Origin of the sequence: Streptomyces violascens, assembly GCF_014649955.1 — a bacterium.
Taxonomy (GTDB): domain Bacteria; phylum Actinomycetota; class Actinomycetes; order Streptomycetales; family Streptomycetaceae; genus Streptomyces; species Streptomyces violascens.
The window spans coordinates 392,408-409,121 of record NZ_BMUA01000004.1 but is presented as its reverse complement, the minus strand read 5'-3'; the positions used below and the strand labels follow the sequence as shown (position 1 = coordinate 409,121).

Genomic DNA, 16,714 nt, shown 5'->3' with positions numbered 1-16,714 from the left:
GACCGATCCCGTGCACGAGCTCTTCATCAACTACCGCACCCAGGACGGCAAAGAGACTGCCCACAGGTTCGACGACGAGCTGTCCAAGCGCTTCGGCACGGACAGCGTGTTCCGCGCCCAGAAGTCCATCGCCCCCGGAACCAATTACGTCGACACGCTGATCCAAGGCGTCCGTCGATGCCGGGTGTTACTCGCGTTGATCGGAACCAGCTGGCTCGATGCTCCGGACCAGAAGCGACCTGACCGCAGGGCTCTCACCAACCCTGGCGACTGGGTGCGCCGCGAGATCGAAGAGGCTTTCGCCGCCGGGGTCCTGGTGGTGCCGGTCCTCCTCGGACGCCATGTGGAGCAGCTCGATCCGCTGCGGCTCCCCCGGTCCCTGAAGGCCCTCGCCGAGTGTCAGTACGAGCGGTACGCCATGCGCACTGGCCAAGCCGATCTCGCTCGGCTCGGCGACCGGCTGGTCCGCCAGGTCCCCGACCTCGCCTCGCTGGACCGCCGCGGAGCCGAACCCAAGGCCACGAGCAAGATACCCTCCGGCGCCACGACGATCCGCAATGATCAACAGAGCGGCGGCATAGGCGCCGTGCACGGTGATGTCGGCTCGTTCATCAACGAGGCGCACGGGCCCCTGCACACCGGGACCGGCAGCCAGATCAACGGGCCTCAGATCAACGGCGACGGAACCAATCACGTGGCCCGGGACAACCATGGTGGCATCCACCAGCGGTTCGGCGACGCGAAGCGCCCCGGGACCGAGAAGTGACCGAGCCGTACAGCGCGCACATCAGCGAGTCCTACGGCCCTATGCACACCGGCGACGGAACCCAGCTCAACATCTCGCTCGCCCTCGCCTCGGATCGGCTGCGGCACGAGGCAGGGCTGAGTCTGCGCAGCATCACGGACCGCGACGGCGACTGGCTGGACCAGAGGTTCGTCGCCCCTGGCGGAATGCAGCGAGCACGCACGCTGCTCCGGACGAACTCCGTCGTACTCCTCTCGGCTCGCCCGGGGTCGGGCAGGCGGGCCGCCGCCCTGATGCTTCTGCACGAACTCGCGGACGGATCGGGCGGGTTGTACGAACTGCCGGACACCGAAGACGACAGCGGGTCCGTTCTCGACGCGAGCGAGGTGAGTGAGGGTGACCGGCTGATGCTCGACCTGTCGGCCGTTGACGAAGCCCGCTATCTCTCCCTCCAGCGTCAGCTGCCGGACTTCCGAGCCAGACTCGTCGAGCGGCGGGCCCTGCTCGCCGTCGTGCTGCCGCACCATCACTCCTACCTGCAGAGGGTCGAGCTCAAGGCCCAGACCGCGGAGCTCACCAGGCCCTCTTCCCGTGACGTACTCAGCCGGTATCTCCAACTCGACAACATCCGCCCGACGGCCGCGGAGCTGGGTGTCCAGAGCCTCGTGAGCCATCTGGCGAAGGTTCCGATGCGGGAGGTCGCCGAGCTCGCGGACCGGATCCGCAACCTGCGGGACAGCGGCATTCCCGGAGGCTTCCCGAGCTGGCGCGACGGGGCCATCAAGCGGGTAGCCGACCGCAGCGCCGAGGTCGCCGCGGACCTGGCCACCCACGACTCGGGCCGCCGACGGGCCCTGCTGCTCGCCCTCGCGATGTTCCACGAATCCCCGCCGGCCACGGTGCTGCGCACCGCCTCCGCACTGCTGTCGACCCTGTCCCACCCACCCGACGAACGGCCGCGCCTGGAACAGACGGATCTGAATCGGGAGTTGACCGAGCTGGGCGCGGAAACCGGCCCTGACGGGCTCGTCCGGTTCCGGACACACAACTACGACCGCGGCGTCCGGGACCACTTCTGGACGTACTTCCCGGATCTGGCCGAACCGCTCCGTCGCTGGTTCCATGACTGCCTGGCACGGCCCGGGATCGGCGCGGACGAACACTGTCCCGCCATCGCGCGGTTCACCGAGCAGTGCCTCAGGGCCGACCGGCCCGACGACCTGCTGTGGCTGGCCGATGCCTGGACCGGCCGTCAAGGCCAGGTCCGGCTCATCCCAGATGCGGCACAGGCACTCAACCGCGGTCTGGCCGACGAGCAGTACGGCCAGAGATTCCGGCAGCAGATCTACGACTGGTCGACCACCAGAAATCTGCCCCAGAACCTCAAACAAGTACTCGTACTGGTCTGTTCGGAGACGATGGCGCGCAGCCACCCGCACCAAGCGCTGGTACGGCTCCACCACCTGGACCGTCGGGCGGACGGGCGGGTGGCGGACACCGCGCGCAGTGCCCTGCTCGACCTCGCGCTCGGCAACAGCCGTATGTACCGCCTACTGCTCCAGCGCGTCCGCCGCAGCCTGGATGAATCGGATTGGGCCAGGGACCTTGGTCTGTTCCTCGCGCTCACCCGGTTCGCGCGGCTCATCGCCTCGCAGGAGGTGCGCGCGGGACTTACCGCTGGCTGGGCCGCGGTCTTCCGGAAGCTTCCGCGCGAGGAGTGGCAGCCGTATGCGGTCCGCTGGTTCACGGCTGTCGTGGACGGCTCCGGCCCGGAGCGGCTGCTCGACGTGCTTGTGGACGGCTGCCGGAAGGAAGCCGCCCTGCTCGGTGGCCTCTACCAGTTCGCCCGCGACTGGGAGCGGGCCGGTCCGCCGGGGCTCGACGGGCCCCGCATCTCGGGCCTGCTCCTCCAGAAGATCAACTTCGCCCAGGGGCTCGGCTTCCTGGTGCCTGCCGTCTGACGTCCACTCATCGGGGGAGAGCATGATCGGCTCAGGTCGCAACACCATGACCGTCTTCGTCACCCTCCTGCTCGGGCTGCTGCTCGTCATCGCGGGAGTCGCCCTGCAGTGGCCGCGCTGGGCCTGGCCCGTCCTGGCCGCCGTGCTGGTCACCGCCGCCGTGGCGGTCAATCGGCTCGTGTCCAGGGACCGTGACGGGTTCCCGCCCCACCTGGCCATGGAACCCGATCTGCCCATACCACCAGCCCCGCGCCAGGAGATCCGCGTCAGCGGGGTCGCACTGCCGAGTGCGGTCGCCGACTACGACTTCCTGTTCTCGGCCACAGTGCGCTGGAGCCTTCTCGAATCGCCGGACGGGGCCGCCCTCATCAACCCGTCCGGGCTCGCTGTTGATGCCGTCCTGCACCGGGCCCGGGAGATCACCGCGGGCCAGCCCCCGTCCCGGAGCGCGCTGGTACAGCACCGGCTGGCAGGCGCTCTCGCCACGATGCGGCCCGACTCCGGCGAACGGCTGCTCGCCATGGCCTTGGACGTCTCGCTCTGCCTTCCCGATCCGGATCTGGAACGGCTGGCCAAACTCTCGACCGTACGCAAGGAGCGGGACGTCTGGGAGCACGAGCGAAACCACGAACGCAACAAGCGCGACTATCTGGGCGACGACGTCCTCAAGGACACCGGCAGCGCCGTGGTGTGGTGGCTGTCCCGCAACGAGGACCGGATCGAGGAGACCGTGGATCGGATCGGAGTCCTGGCCAGGCTCACCGCCGCGGCCAACAACGACGAGGTGGCACCGGAGTTCCGCCACCTGGTGACTCCTCCCCTTGTTCCGCCGCAGCAGGACTTCGACGAGCAGAGCCCGCCCGGTCCGGAGACCGCCCAGGAACGGCACGAGGAACCACCAGAGGCAGGGCCGGACCATCGGATGGACGACGTGTTCGCCTGGTTCGGCTTCGGCCCGCACGATCCCGACCTGGCCCTGTTTGCGGAGCATCTGGTCCAAGTGGCCGAGGCGCACGGAAAGACTGAAGCCGCCGCCGAGATCAAATACCGCTTCGACGGCAGGATGCCCGAGAACCCCGCCGAGGCCCCACCCCCGAAGTCATGACCGGATTCAGGGAGCAAGCACACGAGGGCCCCGAACCGAACCCGGTCCGAGGCCCTCGTGGGAAATGGCGTGCCGACTACAGGCCCGCGGCCTTGCGCAGGGCGTCCACGCGGTCCGTGCGCTCCCACGTGAAGTCGGGGAGCTCGCGGCCGAAGTGGCCGTACGCCGCGGTCTGGGCGTAGATCGGGCGCAGCAGGTCGAGGTCGCGGATGATCGCGGCCGGGCGCAGGTCGAAGACCTGGGTGATCGCGGTCTCGATCTTCTCGTTGTCGACCGTGTTGGTGCCGAACGTCTCGACGAACAGGCCCACCGGCTCGGCCTTGCCGATCGCGTACGCGACCTGGACCTCGCAGCGCGCGGCGAGACCGGCGGCCACGACGTTCTTGGCGACCCAGCGCATGGCGTAGGCGGCCGAGCGGTCGACCTTGGACGGGTCCTTGCCGGAGAAGGCGCCGCCGCCGTGGCGGGCCATGCCGCCGTACGTGTCGATGATGATCTTGCGGCCGGTCAGACCCGCGTCGCCCATCGGGCCGCCGATCTCGAAGCGGCCGGTCGGGTTCACCAGGAGGCGGTAGGCGTCGGTGTCCAGCTTGATGCCGTCCTCGACGAGCTGCTTGAGGACGTGCTCGACGACGAACTCGCGGATGTCGGGCGCGAGCAGCGACTCCAGGTCGATGTCGCTCGCGTGCTGCGTGGAGACGACGACCGTGTCGAGGCGGACCGCCTTGTCGCCGTCGTACTCGATGGTGACCTGGGTCTTGCCGTCGGGGCGCAGGTACGGGATGGTCCCGTTCTTGCGGACCTCGGTCAGGCGGCGCGAGAGGCGGTGCGCGATGTGGATCGGCAGCGGCATCAGCTCGGGCGTCTCGTCCGTGGCGTAGCCGAACATCAGGCCCTGGTCGCCGGCGCCCTGCTTGTCGAGCTCGTCCTCGTCGCCCTCGACACGCTTCTCGTAGGCGGTGTCGACACCCTGCGCGATGTCCGGGGACTGCGCGCCGATGGACACCGAGACGCCGCAGGAGGCGCCGTCGAAGCCCTTCTTCGACGAGTCGTAGCCGATCTCCAGGATCTTGTCGCGGACCAGCTGGGCGATCGGCGCGTACGCCTTGGTCGTGACCTCTCCGGCCACGTGCACCAGGCCCGTGGTGATGAGGGTCTCCACGGCGACGCGGGAGGTCGGGTCCTCGCGCAGAAGCGCGTCGAGGATCGTGTCGCTGATCTGGTCAGCGATCTTGTCGGGGTGACCCTCGGTCACAGACTCCGAGGTGAAGAGACGACGGGACACAACGCTCCCTGGGGTTGCAGCGGCTGCTGGCTGATCATGGTCGGTCGCGCCGGGAGCTGCGCCCGGCTGCGGTTCCGAGACCAGTTTATCGGTCGGTTCTGCTCGTTGGACCACGTGTCTCGATCTGTGGAGTCCGGAGATCTCCGGATCTGGTCGTACGAACGTCCGTTTCGGGCCGTCGACGACAGTACGCGCGGGCCCGGGATCAAGCCCCGGGCCCGGGTCCGGGAAGGCTAGAGGCAGTCGGGAGACGCGGCGCCGGTTTGTCCGAAACGCCGGCTCACCAAATCCCACACGGTGTCGGCGAGGGCTTCCTTAGGGCCGTACGGGACCGGCGTCTCGGAGCCGTCGGCGCCGAGGACCACGGCCTCGTTCTCCTCGGAGCCGAACGTCTTGCGCTCACCGACCTCGTTGACGACCAGCAGGTCGCACCCCTTGCGCCGGAGTTTCAGGCGGCCGTTGGCCAGCACGTCGTCGGTCTCGGCGGCGAAACCGACGACCAGCTGCCCCGGCCGGGCCCGGTCGGCGGAGATCTCGGCCAGGACGTCCGGATTGCGGACCAGCGTGAGCGGCGCGGGCTCCTCGCCGTCCTTCTTCTTGATCTTCCCGGCGGCGTACGACCCGGGCCGGAAGTCGGCGACCGCGGCCGCCATGACCACGGCATCGGCGTCCCCGGCCGCCTTCAGGACGGCTTCCCGCAACTGTATGGCGGTGCCGACACGGACCACGTCGGCGCCCGCCGGGTCCGGCAGCCCGGTGTTCGCCTCGATCAGGGTGACCCTGGCCCCCCTCGCGACGGCGGTCCGCGCGAGGGCGTACCCCTGCTTGCCCGAGGAACGGTTGCCGAGATAGCGCACGGGGTCGAGCGGCTCCCGCGTGCCACCGGCGCTGATCACCACATGCCGCCCGGCCAGATCCCGCTCGGCACTCCCCCGCGCGAGCACTCGGCGGCACACCTCGAACAGCTCGTCCGGGTCGGGCAGCCGCCCCTTGCCCGTGTCGACGCCGGTGAGCCGGCCGACGGCGGGCTCGACGACGACCGCGCCCCGGCGGCGCAGCGTCGCCACGTTCTCCTGCGTCGCGGGGTGCTCCCACATCTCGGTGTGCATCGCGGGCGCGAAGACGACCGGGCAGCGCGCGGTGAGCAGGGTGTTGGTCAGCAGGTCGTCGGCGAGGCCGTGGGCGGCCTTGGCCAGCATGTCGGCGGTGGCCGGGGCCACGATCACGAGGTCGGCGCCCTGCCCGATGCGGACGTGCGGCACCTCGTGGACGTCGGACCAGACCTCGGTCGAGACGGGGTGGCCGGAGAGCGCCGACCAGGTGGCGGCCCCGACGAAGTGCAGCGCCGACGCGGTCGGCACCACCCGTACGTCGTGCCCCGACTCGGTCAGCCGGCGCAGCAGCTCGCACGCCTTGTAGGCGGCGATGCCGCCGCTGACCCCCAGAACGACCTTCGGCTTGGCCATCGGAAAATTCGCCTCTCCCCGCGCGCGCCTGATGCGTGTACGTACCCATGACACACCACAGGCCCGGCAGTCGCGCTGCCGGGCCTGTGGTGGAACGTTCTGTCGCCTACTGGGGCTGCCTACTGGGCGGGGCCCTCGATGGCCTCGGAGGTCAGCAGACCCGCGTTGATCTCGCGCAGCGCGATCGAGAGCGGCTTCTCGTGGACGTGGGTGTCCACCAGCGGGCCGACGTACTCGAGCAGACCCTCACCGAGCTGCGAGTAGTACGCGTTGATCTGGCGGGCACGCTTGGCCGCGTAGATCACCAGGCTGTACTTCGAGTCGGTTGCTTCGAGGAGCTCATCAATCGGAGGGTTGATGATGCCCTCGGGCGCGGTAATGGAAGAGGACACTCTCTGCCTTCCGATGGGGATCGAAGATGTGAGCTGAATCAAAGTGAGCCGACGCCGGTGCCCGGAACGTGCCGGGTAGATGACGTCATACGACTCGATCAAACAACTCGCATCAAGGCTAGCAGCTCACGGGCCACGTCCTCGACCGAGGTGTTGACCAGTGTGGTGTCGAACTCGGCCTCGGCGGCAAGTTCGACCTTCGCGGCGGCCAGGCGGCGCTCGATGACCTCGGGTGCCTCGGTGCCCCGGCCGGTGAGCCGGCGGACCAGCTCGTCCCAGCTCGGCGGCGCGAGGAAGACGAGCTGCGCCTCGGGCATCGACTCGCGCACGAGCCGGGCGCCCTGGAGGTCGATCTCCAGGAGGACGGGCTCGCCCGCTTCGAGGTGTTCGAGCACGGCCTTGCGCGGGGTTCCGTAGCGGTTGCCCGCGAACTCGGCCCACTCGAGCAGTTCGCCGTTGGCGACGAGCTTGTCGAACTCCTCGTCGTCGACGAAGAAGTACTGCACGCCGTGCCGCTCGCCGGGGCGCGGCTTGCGGGTCGTCGCCGACACCGAGAGCCAGACCTCGGGGTGGACCTTGCGCATATGAGCGACGACCGTGCTCTTGCCGACCCCGGAGGGGCCGGAGAGCACGGTCAGCCGCGGACGTGCGTCCGGGGGTACGGGGGTGGTCCCCCGGGGTGTTGCTGCCATGCGGCGATTATTCCAGCTTCTCGGGTATGCCCGAGACGTCAGGCCCCGGAGCCGCCGAACTCGCGCTCAAGGGACGCGATCTGGTTGGAGCCGAGCCCCCGCACGCGGCGGCTCTCGGAGATCCCGAGCCGCTCCATGATCTGCTTGGCGCGGACCTTGCCCACGCCGGGCAGGGACTCAAGGAGCGCGGAGACCTTCATCTTCCCGATGACGTCGTTCTCCTGGCCCGACTTGATGACCTCGTGGAGCGAGGCGCCGGAGTGCTTGAGTCGATTCTTGACCTCGGCCCGCTCCCGGCGAGCCGCGGCGGCCTTTTCGAGCGCGGCTGCGCGCTGTTCAGGGGTAAGGGGCGGAAGAGCCACGCCTACGTCACCTCGGATGTCGAACTGTCGGATACGGACCGGTGAGGAACCTAATCGCCCCACACCAGGCGAGCAACGAACAACGCACTCGCGCACGTGCTCGTCTGCTCTCGTCGGAGACTAGCGGCCAAGGCCGCTCCAGTCAGCGAGAACAGACGAAAAGTCCTGGTCAGCCTCAACCGACCGGGACTTTTCGGACAAAACACCCTGCTTTTGAGTAAGGAAATTGTCAACGTTCCGTGTGCGCACACCCCGCGGCCTCTCCGCACGAGCGCTCTGGCCGCTCCGCGAACCGGTCCGGCGGCCGTTGTCGCACGTCCGGAAAGCGCGGAGCCCCGGTGCGACGTATGTCACACCGGGGCTCCGCGCTGGATCACGCCTGGGGAATCGCCGCGCGGACCTCGTCGGCGTAACGGGCCGCCGCTTCGCGCAGGGCGCTCACGTCGGGGCCGTGGCGCAGCACGCCGCGGCTGACGCTCGGGACGACGTTGCGCACCGCGGAGCCGAAGACTCCGGGGAGGTCGGCCGGGGTCGCACCCTGGGCGCCGATGCCGGGGGCGAGCAGCGGGCCGTTGATGTCGAGGTTCACCCCGGCGTCGCCCAGCGTCGCGCCGACCACCGCGCCGACCGAGCCCATCGGCGAGGCGTCCGCGTTCTCGGCGGCCATGTGGTCCAGCATCAGCTGGGCCAGGGGACGGCCGTCGGCCGCGGTCGAGCGCTGGACCTCGGCGCCCTCCGGGTTGGAGGTCAGGGCAAGCACGAAGACGCCCGAGCCGGACTTCGCCGCCAGGTCGAGCGCCGGGCGCAGCGAGCCGAAGCCGAGGTACGGGGAGACGGTCACGGCGTCCGAGAACAGCGGGGATGCCGGGTCCAGGTAGGTGGCAGCGTACGCCGCCATGGTGGAGCCGATGTCGCCGCGCTTGGCGTCCATCAGGACCAGCGTGCCGGCCGCGCGGGCCTCCTCGACGGCCTTCTCCAGGACGGCGACGCCGCGCGAGCCGAACCGCTCGAAGAACGCGGACTGCGGCTTGAGCATCGCCACCCGGTCGGCGAGCGCCTCGACCGTGATGCGGGTGAAGCGTTCCAGTCCTGCGATGTCGTCGTTCAGGCCCCAGTCCGCGAGCAGGGACGCGTGCGGGTCGATGCCCACGCAGAGCGGACCGCGGGTGTCCATCGCCTCGCGCAGTCGGGTACCGAAGGGGATCATGCGGCGGCCTTCTTCCGGGTCTCGGCGCCGACGGCCTCGGCGAGCGTTGCGTACGGGGAGGATGCGAGCCGGGCCGCGAGGCCCTTGTGGATCGCGCGGCCCCAGAAGGGGCCCTCGTAGATGAAGGCGCTGTAGCCCTGGACCAGGGTGGCGCCGGCCAGGATGCGCTGCCAGGCGTCCTCGGCGTTCTCGATGCCGCCCACTCCGATCAGGACGAGCCGGTCGCCGACGCGGGCGTACAGGCGGCCGAGCACCTCCAGGGAGCGCTCCTTGAGCGGGGCGCCGGACAGGCCGCCGGTCTCCTTGACGAGGCCGGCCGGGGACTTCAGGCCGAGCCCGTCCCGGGCGATCGTGGTGTTCGTGGCGATGATGCCGTCCAGACCGAGCTCGACGGCGAGGTCGGCGACCGCGTCGATGTCGGCGTCCGCGAGGTCGGGGGCGATCTTGACGAGCAGCGGGACGCGGCGGCCGGTCACGCTGCGGTCGGCGGCCTCGCGCACAGCGGTCAGGAGCGGGCGCAGCGACTCGGTGGCCTGGAGGTTGCGCAGGCCCGGGGTGTTCGGCGAGGAGACGTTCACGACGAGGTAGTCGGCGTGCTCGGCCAGGCGCTCGGTCGACTTCACGTAGTCGGCGGCGGCCTCGGCCTCGGGGACGACCTTGGTCTTGCCGATGTTGACGCCCACGGTCGTACGGAACACGGCCTTGCGCGCCGCCAGGCGCTCGGCCACCGCCGCCGAGCCCTCGTTGTTGAAGCCCATGCGGTTGATCAGCGCGCGGTCCTGCACAAGGCGGAACAGGCGCTTCTTCGGGTTGCCGGGCTGGGGCTCGCCGGTGACCGTGCCGATCTCGATGTGGTCGAAGCCGAGCATCGACATGCCGTCGATGGCGACCGCGTTCTTGTCGAAGCCGGCGGCGAGGCCGAACGGGCCGTGCATGCGCAGGCCGAGGGCCTCGGTGCGCAGCTCCTTGTGGCGGGGGGCGAGCACGGCGGCGACGAAGGTGCGCAGGACGGGGATGCGGGCCGCGAGGCGGATCCAGCGGAAGGCCAGGTAGTGGGCCTGCTCGGGGTCCATGCGCTTGAAGACGAGGTTGAAGAAGAGCTTGTACATGTTCGGTGTCCTCAGGAGGCTCATGAAGAGGGGGACACCGTTTCCGGTGTCCCCCTCGTCGCCGTCTGCTAGTCGCGGGCCGCGGTCAGGTGTTCCGCGTGTTCCTGGAGCGAACGGACGCCCACGTCACCGTGGTTGAGGGCGTCGATGCCCTGGACGGCTGCCGCGAGCGCCTGGACCGTGGTCAGGCAGGGCACGGAGCGGGCGACCGCCGCCGTACGGATCTCGTAGCCGTCGAGGCGGCCGCCGGTGCCGTACGGCGTGTTGACGATGAGGTCGACCTCGCCGTCGTGGATCAGCTGGACGATCGTCTTCTCGCCGTTCGGGCCCTCGCCCTCGCTGAGCTTGCGGACGACCGTGGCGTTGATGCCGTTGCGGCGCAGCACCTCGGCGGTGCCGGAGGTGGCCATCAACTCGAAGCCGTGGGCGACCAGTTCGCGCGCCGGGAAGATCATCGTGCGCTTGTCCCGGTTGGCGACCGAGATGAACGCGCGGCCCTTCGTCGGCAGCGGGCCATAGGCGCCCGCCTGCGACTTGGCGTACGCGGTGCCGAACACCGAGTCGATGCCCATGACTTCACCGGTGGAGCGCATCTCCGGGCCGAGCACGGTGTCGACGCCGCGCCCGTGGACGTCGCGGAAGCGGCTCCACGGCATCACGGCCTCCTTGACGGAGATCGGCGCGTCCAGCGGCAGGGTGCCGCCGTCGCCCTCCTTGGGGAGCATGCCCTCGGCGCGCAGCTCGGCAACGGTCGCGCCGAGCGAGATGCGGGCGGCGGCCTTCGCGAGCGGCACCGCGGTCGCCTTCGAGGTGAAGGGCACGGTGCGCGAGGCGCGCGGGTTGGCTTCGAGGACGTACAGGATGTCGCCCGCCATCGCGAACTGGATGTTGATCAGTCCGCGGACGCCGACTCCCTTGGCGATGGCCTCGGTCGAGGCGCGCAGGCGCTTGATGTCGAAGCCGCCCAGCGTGATCGGGGGCAGCGCGCACGCGGAGTCGCCGGAGTGGATGCCGGCCTCCTCGATGTGCTCCATGACGCCGCCGAGGTAGAGCTCGGTGCCGTCGTAGAGGGCGTCCACGTCGATCTCGATCGCGTCGTCCAGGAAGCGGTCGACGAGCACCGGGCGGGTCGGCGAGATCTCGGTGGACTCGGCGATGTACGAGGCCAGCCGCTCCTCGTCGTAGACGATCTCCATGCCGCGGCCGCCGAGCACGTACGAGGGGCGTACGAGGACGGGGTAGCCGATCTCGTCGGCGATGGCCTTGGCGCCCGCGAAGGTGGTGGCGGTGCCGTGCTTGGGCGCGGGCAGGCCGGCCTCGGCGAGCACGCGGCCGAACGCGCCGCGGTCCTCGGCGGCGTGGATGGCCTCGGGCGGGGTGCCGACCACCGGGACGCCGTTGTCCTTGAGCGCCTGGGACAGGCCGAGCGGGGTCTGGCCGCCGAGCTGGACGACGACGCCCGCGACCGGGCCGGCGAGCGTCTCGGCGTGGACGATCTCCAGCACGTCTTCGAGCGTGAGAGGCTCGAAGTACAGGCGGTCGGAGGTGTCGTAGTCCGTCGAGACGGTCTCCGGGTTGCAGTTGACCATCACGGTCTCGTAGCCCGCGTCGCTCAGCGCGAAGGAGGCGTGGACGCAGGAGTAGTCGAACTCGATGCCCTGGCCGATGCGGTTCGGGCCCGAACCCAGGATGATCACGGCGGGCCTGGTGCGCGGCGCGACCTCGCTCTCCTCGTCGTACGAGGAGTAGAAGTACGGCGTCTTGGCGGCGAACTCGGCGGCGCAGGTGTCGACCGTCTTGTAGACCGGGCGCACTCCAAGCGCGTGCCGGACCTCGCGGACGACGTCCTCGCGCAGGCCGCGGATGTCGGCGATCTGGGCGTCGGAGAAGCCGTGCCGCTTGGCCTCGGCGAGCAGCTCGGGGCCGAGCTTGTCGGCGGCGGCCAGCTCGTCGGCGATCTCCTTGATGAGGAAGAGCTGGTCGACGAACCAGGGGTCGATCTTCGTGGACTCGAAGACCTCTTCCTGGGTGGCGCCCGCGCGGATCGCGTACATGACGGTGTTGATGCGGCCGTCGGTGGGGCGCCGGGCCTCTTCGAGGAGGACCTCCTTGGCGCCGACCGGGCCCGTGAAGTCGAACTGCGAGCCCTTCTTCTCCAGGGAGCGCAGCGCCTTCTGGAGGGCCTCGGTGAAGTTCCGGCCGATCGCCATGGCCTCGCCCACCGACTTCATGGTGGTGGTGAGGGTGGAGTCGGCGGAGGGGAACTTCTCGAAGGCGAAGCGCGGGGCCTTCACGACGACGTAGTCGAGCGTCGGCTCGAAGGACGCCGGCGTCTTCTCGGTGATGTCGTTGGGGACCTCGTCGAGCGTGTAGCCGATGGCGAGCTTGGCCGCGATCTTGGCGATCGGGAAGCCGGTGGCCTTCGACGCGAGCGCGGAGGACCGCGAGACGCGGGGGTTCATCTCGATGACGATGACGCGGCCGTCGTCCGGGTTGATCGCGAACTGGATGTTGCAGCCGCCGGTGTCGACGCCGACCTCGCGGATGATCGCGATGCCGATGTCGCGCAGGCGCTGGTACTCGCGGTCGGTCAGCGTCATCGCCGGGGCGACGGTGATCGAGTCGCCGGTGTGCACGCCCATCGGGTCGAAGTTCTCGATGGAGCAGACGACCACGACGTTGTCGTGCTTGTCGCGCATGAGCTCCAGCTCGTACTCCTTCCAGCCGAGGATGGACTCCTCCAGGAGCACCTCGGTGGTCGGCGAGAGCGTGAGGCCCTGCCCTGCGATGCGGCGCAGCTCCTCCTCGTCGTGCGCGAAGCCGGAGCCGGCGCCGCCCATGGTGAAGGAGGGGCGCACCACGACCGGGTAGCCGCCGAGCTCGTCGACGCCGCCCAGGACGTCGTCCATGGAGTGGCAGATGACCGAGCGGGCGGACTCGCCGTAGCCGATCTTGGCCTTGACGGCCTCGACGACGCCCTTGAACAGGTCGCGGTCCTCGCCCTTGTTGATGGCCTCGACGTTGGCGCCGATCAGCTCGACGCCGTACTTCTCCAGGACGCCCTGCTCGTGCATGGAGATCGCGGTGTTGAGCGCGGTCTGGCCGCCGAGGGTGGGCAGGAGGGCGTCGGGGCGCTCCTTGGCGATGATCTTCTCGACGAACTCGGGGGTGATCGGCTCGACGTAGGTGGCGTCGGCGATCTCCGGGTCGGTCATGATCGTGGCCGGGTTGGAGTTGACCAGGATGACCCTGAGTCCCTCCGCCTTGAGGATGCGGCAGGCCTGGGTGCCGGAGTAGTCGAACTCGGCGGCCTGGCCGATGACGATCGGACCGGAGCCGATGACCAGGACGGACTGGATATCGGAGCGCTTAGGCACGCTGGCCCTCCATCAGGGTTACGAAGCGGTCGAAGAGGTAGGCGGCGTCGTGCGGGCCGGCTGCCGCTTCGGGGTGGTACTGGACGCTGAAGGCCGGCTGGTCGAGCAGCTGGAGGCCTTCGACGACCTGGTCGTTCAGACAGACGTGGGAGACCTCGGCGCGCCCGTAGGGCGTCTCGGAGACCTTGTCGAGCGGCGCGTCGACGGCGAAGCCGTGGTTGTGCGCGGTGACCTCGACCTTGCCGGTCGTACGGTCCTGCACCGGCTGGTTGATGCCGCGGTGGCCGTACTTCAGCTTGTACGTGCCGAAGCCGAGCGCGCGGCCCAGGATCTGGTTGCCGAAGCAAATGCCGAACAGCGGCGTCCTGCGCTCCAGGACGGCCTGCATCACGGCGACGGGGCCGTCGGCGGTGGCCGGGTCGCCCGGGCCGTTGGAGAAGAACACGCCGTCGGGGTTGACCGCGTACACGTCCTCGGCGGTGGCGGTCGCGGGCAGCACGTGCACCTCGATGCCTCGCTCGGCCATGCGGTGCGGGGTCATGCCCTTGATACCCAGGTCGACGGCGGCGACGGTGAACTTCTTCTCACCGATCGCGGGGACGACGTAGGTCTCCTTGGTGGCGACCTCCGCGGAGAGGTTCGCGCCGATCATCTGGGGCGCTTCCTTCACACGGGCCAGCAGGGCCTCGTCGCGGACGCCCTCCCAGACGTCGCCGGAGAAGATGCCCACGCGCATGGCGCCGCGCTCGCGCAGGTGGCGAGTGAGCGCGCGGGTGTCGATGCCGGAGATCCCGACGACGCCCTGCTTGACGAGTTCCTCGTCCAGGGAGCGGCGCGAGCGCCAGTTGGACGGGACGCGCGCGGGGTCGCGCACGACGTATCCGGCCACCCAGATGCGCGAGGACTCGGGGTCCTCGTCGTTGACGCCGGTGTTGCCGACGTGCGGGGCGGTCATCACGACGACCTGGCGGTGGTACGACGGGTCGGTCAGGGTCTCCTGGTAGCCGGTCATGCCGGTGGAGAACACGGCCTCGCCGAAGGTCTCCCCCACGGCCCCGTAGGCGCGGCCGCGGAAGATACGGCCGTCCTCCAGGACGAGTACGGCGGGAGTCTTGGCGGCTCCCCGGGTGGAGGTCGTCATCGTGCGGCGCCTTCCGTCGTGTCGGTGGGTTGTTCGGAGGTCTCGGTCATGGAGTTGATGGCTTCGACCCAGGCCGGGTGCTGCTCGGCCCGGTCGGAGCGGAAGCCCGAGTCGATGAGCTTGTCGCCGTGCTGCCAGGTGACGACGAGCAGGCCGCCCTCGGTGAGGACCTTGCCCGCGATGCCCTTGTCGAGCCGGGCCTCGCGGAGCTGCGCGGCCGGGACGAAGAAGTCGTCCGCCCCGGGGCGTACGACGTCCAGGCCCGCGTCCGTCAGGGTGAGCTCGGCCTTGCTGCGTACGCCCAGGCCGTGCGCCACGATGCGGTCGAGCCACTGCCCGGCGGTGGTGGAGCCGTGGTAGCGGCCGCTCAGCTTCAGTTTCGCCTCGCCGGGCGCTTCGGGCGCGGTGGGGAGGGCGGGGAGGTCGGCCTGGAGGCGGCCGCGCCACTGCCAGCCCTGGCGCATCAGCCAGTAGACGAGCGCCACGAAGAGCGCGAGCCCGACGAGCCAGCCGATCCGTCCGCCCCAGTTGGTCACCTCGGCGGACTTCTCCTCGGCGGCCAGATTGATCAGTGATGCGTACGTCACGCCAGCTTCCCGTCCACGACCGTTGCCCGGCCCCGCAGGAAGGTGTGGGTGATGCGTCCGGGCAGCTCGCGGCCCTCGTAGGGGGTGTTGCGGCTGCGGGAGGCGAAGCCCGCGGGGTTCACCTCTCCACGGTATGCCGGATCCACCAGGGTCAGGTTGGCGGGTTCGCCTGCCGAGACGGGGCGTCCGTGGCCGGTCGCCCGGCCGATCTCGGCGGGCTTGTGGGACATGCGGTCGGCGACGCCGGCCCAGTCGAGCAGGCCGGTCTCGACCATCGTGTGCTGGACGACGGAGAGCGCGGTCTCCAGGCCGACCATGCCCATGGCGGCCGCGGCCCACTCGCAGTCCTTGTCCTCGTGCGGGTGCGGGGCGTGGTCGGTGGCGACGATGTCGATGGTGCCGTCGGCGAGCGCCTCGCGCAGCGCCATGACGTCCTTCTCCGTACGCAGCGGCGGGTTGACCTTGTAGACCGGGTTGTACGAGCGGACCAGCTCGTCGGTGAGGAGCAGGTGGTGCGGGGTGACCTCGGCGGTCACGTCGATGCCGCGGGACTTGGCCCAGCGGACGATCTCGACGGAGCCGGCGGTCGAGAGGTGGCAGATGTGCACGCGGGAGCCGACGTGCTCGGCGAGCAGCACGTCGCGGGCGATGATCGACTCCTCGGCGACGGCGGGCCAGCCGCCGAGGCCGAGCTCGGCCGAGACGACGCCCTCGTTCATCTGGGCGCCCTCGGTCAGGCGGGGCTCCTGGGCGTGCTGGGCGACGACGCCCCCGAAGGCCTTCACGTACTCCAGGGCGCGGCGCATGATCACGGCGTCGTCGACGCACTTGCCGTCGTCGGAGAAGACGGTGACGCCGGCGGCGGAGTCGTGCATGGCGCCGAGCTCGGAGAGCTTCTTGCCCTCGAGGCCCACGGTGACGGCGCCGATGGGCTGCACGTCGCAGTAGCCGGACTCCTTGCCGAGCCGCCAGACCTGCTCGACGACGCCCGCGGTGTCGGCGACGGGGAAGGTGTTGGCCATGGCGAAGACCGAGGTGAACCCGCCACGTGCGGCCGCCTGGGTGCCGGTGAGGACCGTCTCGGAGTCCTCGCGGCCGGGCTCGCGCAGGTGGGTGTGCAGGTCGACGAGACCGGGCAGCAGGATCTGGCCCTCGGCGTCGACGACGGTCGCGTCCCCGGCGTCGAGGCCGCTACCGACGGCGGCGATCGTCTCGCCGTCGATCAGGACGTCCTGGACGTCGCCGCCGAGGACCTTCGCACCACGGATAAGGATCTTGCTCATGG

The 16,714-nt window shown here is 69.9% G+C and carries 14 protein-coding genes; 3 read left to right on the top strand and 11 right to left on the bottom strand.

Annotated elements, in window-relative coordinates; all coding sequences use genetic code 11:
* The first annotated feature begins 10 nt into the window (after positions 1 to 10).
* From IE206_RS12915 to IE206_RS12905, 3 genes are read left to right on the top strand one after another with little or no spacing between them, the layout of a single operon-like run.
* The gene (locus IE206_RS12915) at positions 11 to 766 is read left to right on the top strand and encodes a toll/interleukin-1 receptor domain-containing protein (protein ID WP_189962241.1); all 756 of its coding nucleotides are present in this window, start codon (positions 11 to 13) and stop codon (positions 764 to 766) included.
* Entirely contained in the window at positions 763 to 2,706 is a 1,944-nt protein-coding gene (locus IE206_RS12910; RefSeq protein WP_189962240.1) for a hypothetical protein, read from the top strand. Before IE206_RS12915 ends, IE206_RS12910 begins: the two co-directional genes overlap by 4 nt.
* A gap of 22 nt (positions 2,707 to 2,728) precedes the next feature.
* The gene (locus tag IE206_RS12905; RefSeq protein WP_189962239.1) at positions 2,729 to 3,811 is read left to right on the top strand and encodes a hypothetical protein; all 1,083 of its coding nucleotides are present in this window, start codon (positions 2,729 to 2,731) and stop codon (positions 3,809 to 3,811) included.
* A gap of 76 nt (positions 3,812 to 3,887) precedes the next feature.
* On the opposite strand, the gene metK is transcribed toward IE206_RS12905, so the two are convergent.
* From metK to IE206_RS12850, 11 genes are all read right to left on the bottom strand, one after another.
* Entirely contained in the window at positions 3,888 to 5,096 is a 1,209-nt protein-coding gene (metK, locus tag IE206_RS12900; protein ID WP_189962238.1) for a methionine adenosyltransferase, read from the bottom strand.
* A 233-nt stretch (positions 5,097 to 5,329) separates the two neighbouring features.
* The gene (gene coaBC / locus IE206_RS12895; RefSeq protein ID WP_189962237.1) at positions 5,330 to 6,562 is read right to left on the bottom strand and encodes a bifunctional phosphopantothenoylcysteine decarboxylase/phosphopantothenate--cysteine ligase CoaBC; all 1,233 of its coding nucleotides are present in this window, start codon (positions 6,560 to 6,562) and stop codon (positions 5,330 to 5,332) included.
* A 119-nt stretch (positions 6,563 to 6,681) separates the two neighbouring features.
* Positions 6,682 to 6,954, bottom strand: coding sequence for a DNA-directed RNA polymerase subunit omega (gene rpoZ / locus IE206_RS12890; protein ID WP_005319902.1), 273 nt, complete (start codon positions 6,952 to 6,954; stop codon positions 6,682 to 6,684).
* Positions 6,955 to 7,052: 98 nt separating this feature from the next.
* Positions 7,053 to 7,646, bottom strand: coding sequence for a guanylate kinase (gene gmk / locus IE206_RS12885; RefSeq protein ID WP_053724504.1), 594 nt, complete (start codon positions 7,644 to 7,646; stop codon positions 7,053 to 7,055).
* Between the two features lie 38 nt (positions 7,647 to 7,684).
* Positions 7,685 to 8,008, bottom strand: a complete 324-nt coding sequence (locus IE206_RS12880) for an integration host factor (RefSeq protein WP_053724505.1) — start codon at positions 8,006 to 8,008, stop codon at positions 7,685 to 7,687.
* 373 nt (positions 8,009 to 8,381) lie between these two features.
* Positions 8,382 to 9,215 carry an orotidine-5'-phosphate decarboxylase gene (gene pyrF / locus IE206_RS12875; protein WP_189962236.1) on the bottom strand — a complete coding sequence of 278 codons (834 nt, stop codon included), beginning with the start codon at positions 9,213 to 9,215 and terminating at the stop codon, positions 8,382 to 8,384.
* Positions 9,212 to 10,324 (bottom strand): quinone-dependent dihydroorotate dehydrogenase, encoded by a 1,113-nt coding sequence (locus IE206_RS12870; RefSeq protein ID WP_189962235.1) that lies wholly within the window; start codon positions 10,322 to 10,324, stop codon positions 9,212 to 9,214. Before IE206_RS12870 ends, pyrF begins: the two co-directional genes overlap by 4 nt.
* Before the next feature lie 68 nt (positions 10,325 to 10,392).
* A complete protein-coding gene (carB, locus tag IE206_RS12865) occupies positions 10,393 to 13,701 on the bottom strand; it encodes a carbamoyl-phosphate synthase large subunit (RefSeq protein ID WP_189962234.1) in 3,309 nt (1,102 codons plus the stop codon).
* The gene (gene carA, locus IE206_RS12860) at positions 13,694 to 14,842 is read right to left on the bottom strand and encodes a glutamine-hydrolyzing carbamoyl-phosphate synthase small subunit (protein WP_189962233.1); all 1,149 of its coding nucleotides are present in this window, start codon (positions 14,840 to 14,842) and stop codon (positions 13,694 to 13,696) included. The genes carB and carA overlap by 8 nt, the downstream gene beginning before the upstream one ends.
* Positions 14,839 to 15,429, bottom strand: coding sequence for a PH-like domain-containing protein (locus tag IE206_RS12855; protein ID WP_189962232.1), 591 nt, complete (start codon positions 15,427 to 15,429; stop codon positions 14,839 to 14,841). The genes carA and IE206_RS12855 overlap by 4 nt, the downstream gene beginning before the upstream one ends.
* Entirely contained in the window at positions 15,426 to 16,712 is a 1,287-nt protein-coding gene (locus tag IE206_RS12850) for a dihydroorotase (protein WP_189962231.1), read from the bottom strand. Before IE206_RS12850 ends, IE206_RS12855 begins: the two co-directional genes overlap by 4 nt.
* Positions 16,713 to 16,714: the final 2 nt, after the last annotated feature.

Bases quoted from the DNA above. Each gene is read 5' to 3' on its own strand.
- IE206_RS12905 (WP_189962239.1), top strand. From the start codon at position 2,729: ATGATCGGCTCAGGTCGCAACACCATGACCGTCTTCGTCACCCTCCTG.
- coaBC (WP_189962237.1), bottom strand. From the start codon at position 6,562: ATGGCCAAGCCGAAGGTCGTTCTGGGGGTCAGCGGCGGCATCGCCGCC.
- gmk (WP_053724504.1), bottom strand. From the start codon at position 7,646: ATGGCAGCAACACCCCGGGGGACCACCCCCGTACCCCCGGACGCACGT.
- pyrF (WP_189962236.1), bottom strand. From the start codon at position 9,215: ATGATCCCCTTCGGTACCCGACTGCGCGAGGCGATGGACACCCGCGGT.
- IE206_RS12870 (WP_189962235.1), bottom strand. From the start codon at position 10,324: ATGTACAAGCTCTTCTTCAACCTCGTCTTCAAGCGCATGGACCCCGAG.
- carA (WP_189962233.1), bottom strand. From the start codon at position 14,842: ATGACGACCTCCACCCGGGGAGCCGCCAAGACTCCCGCCGTACTCGTC.
- IE206_RS12850 (WP_189962231.1), bottom strand. From the start codon at position 16,712: ATGAGCAAGATCCTTATCCGTGGTGCGAAGGTCCTCGGCGGCGACGTC.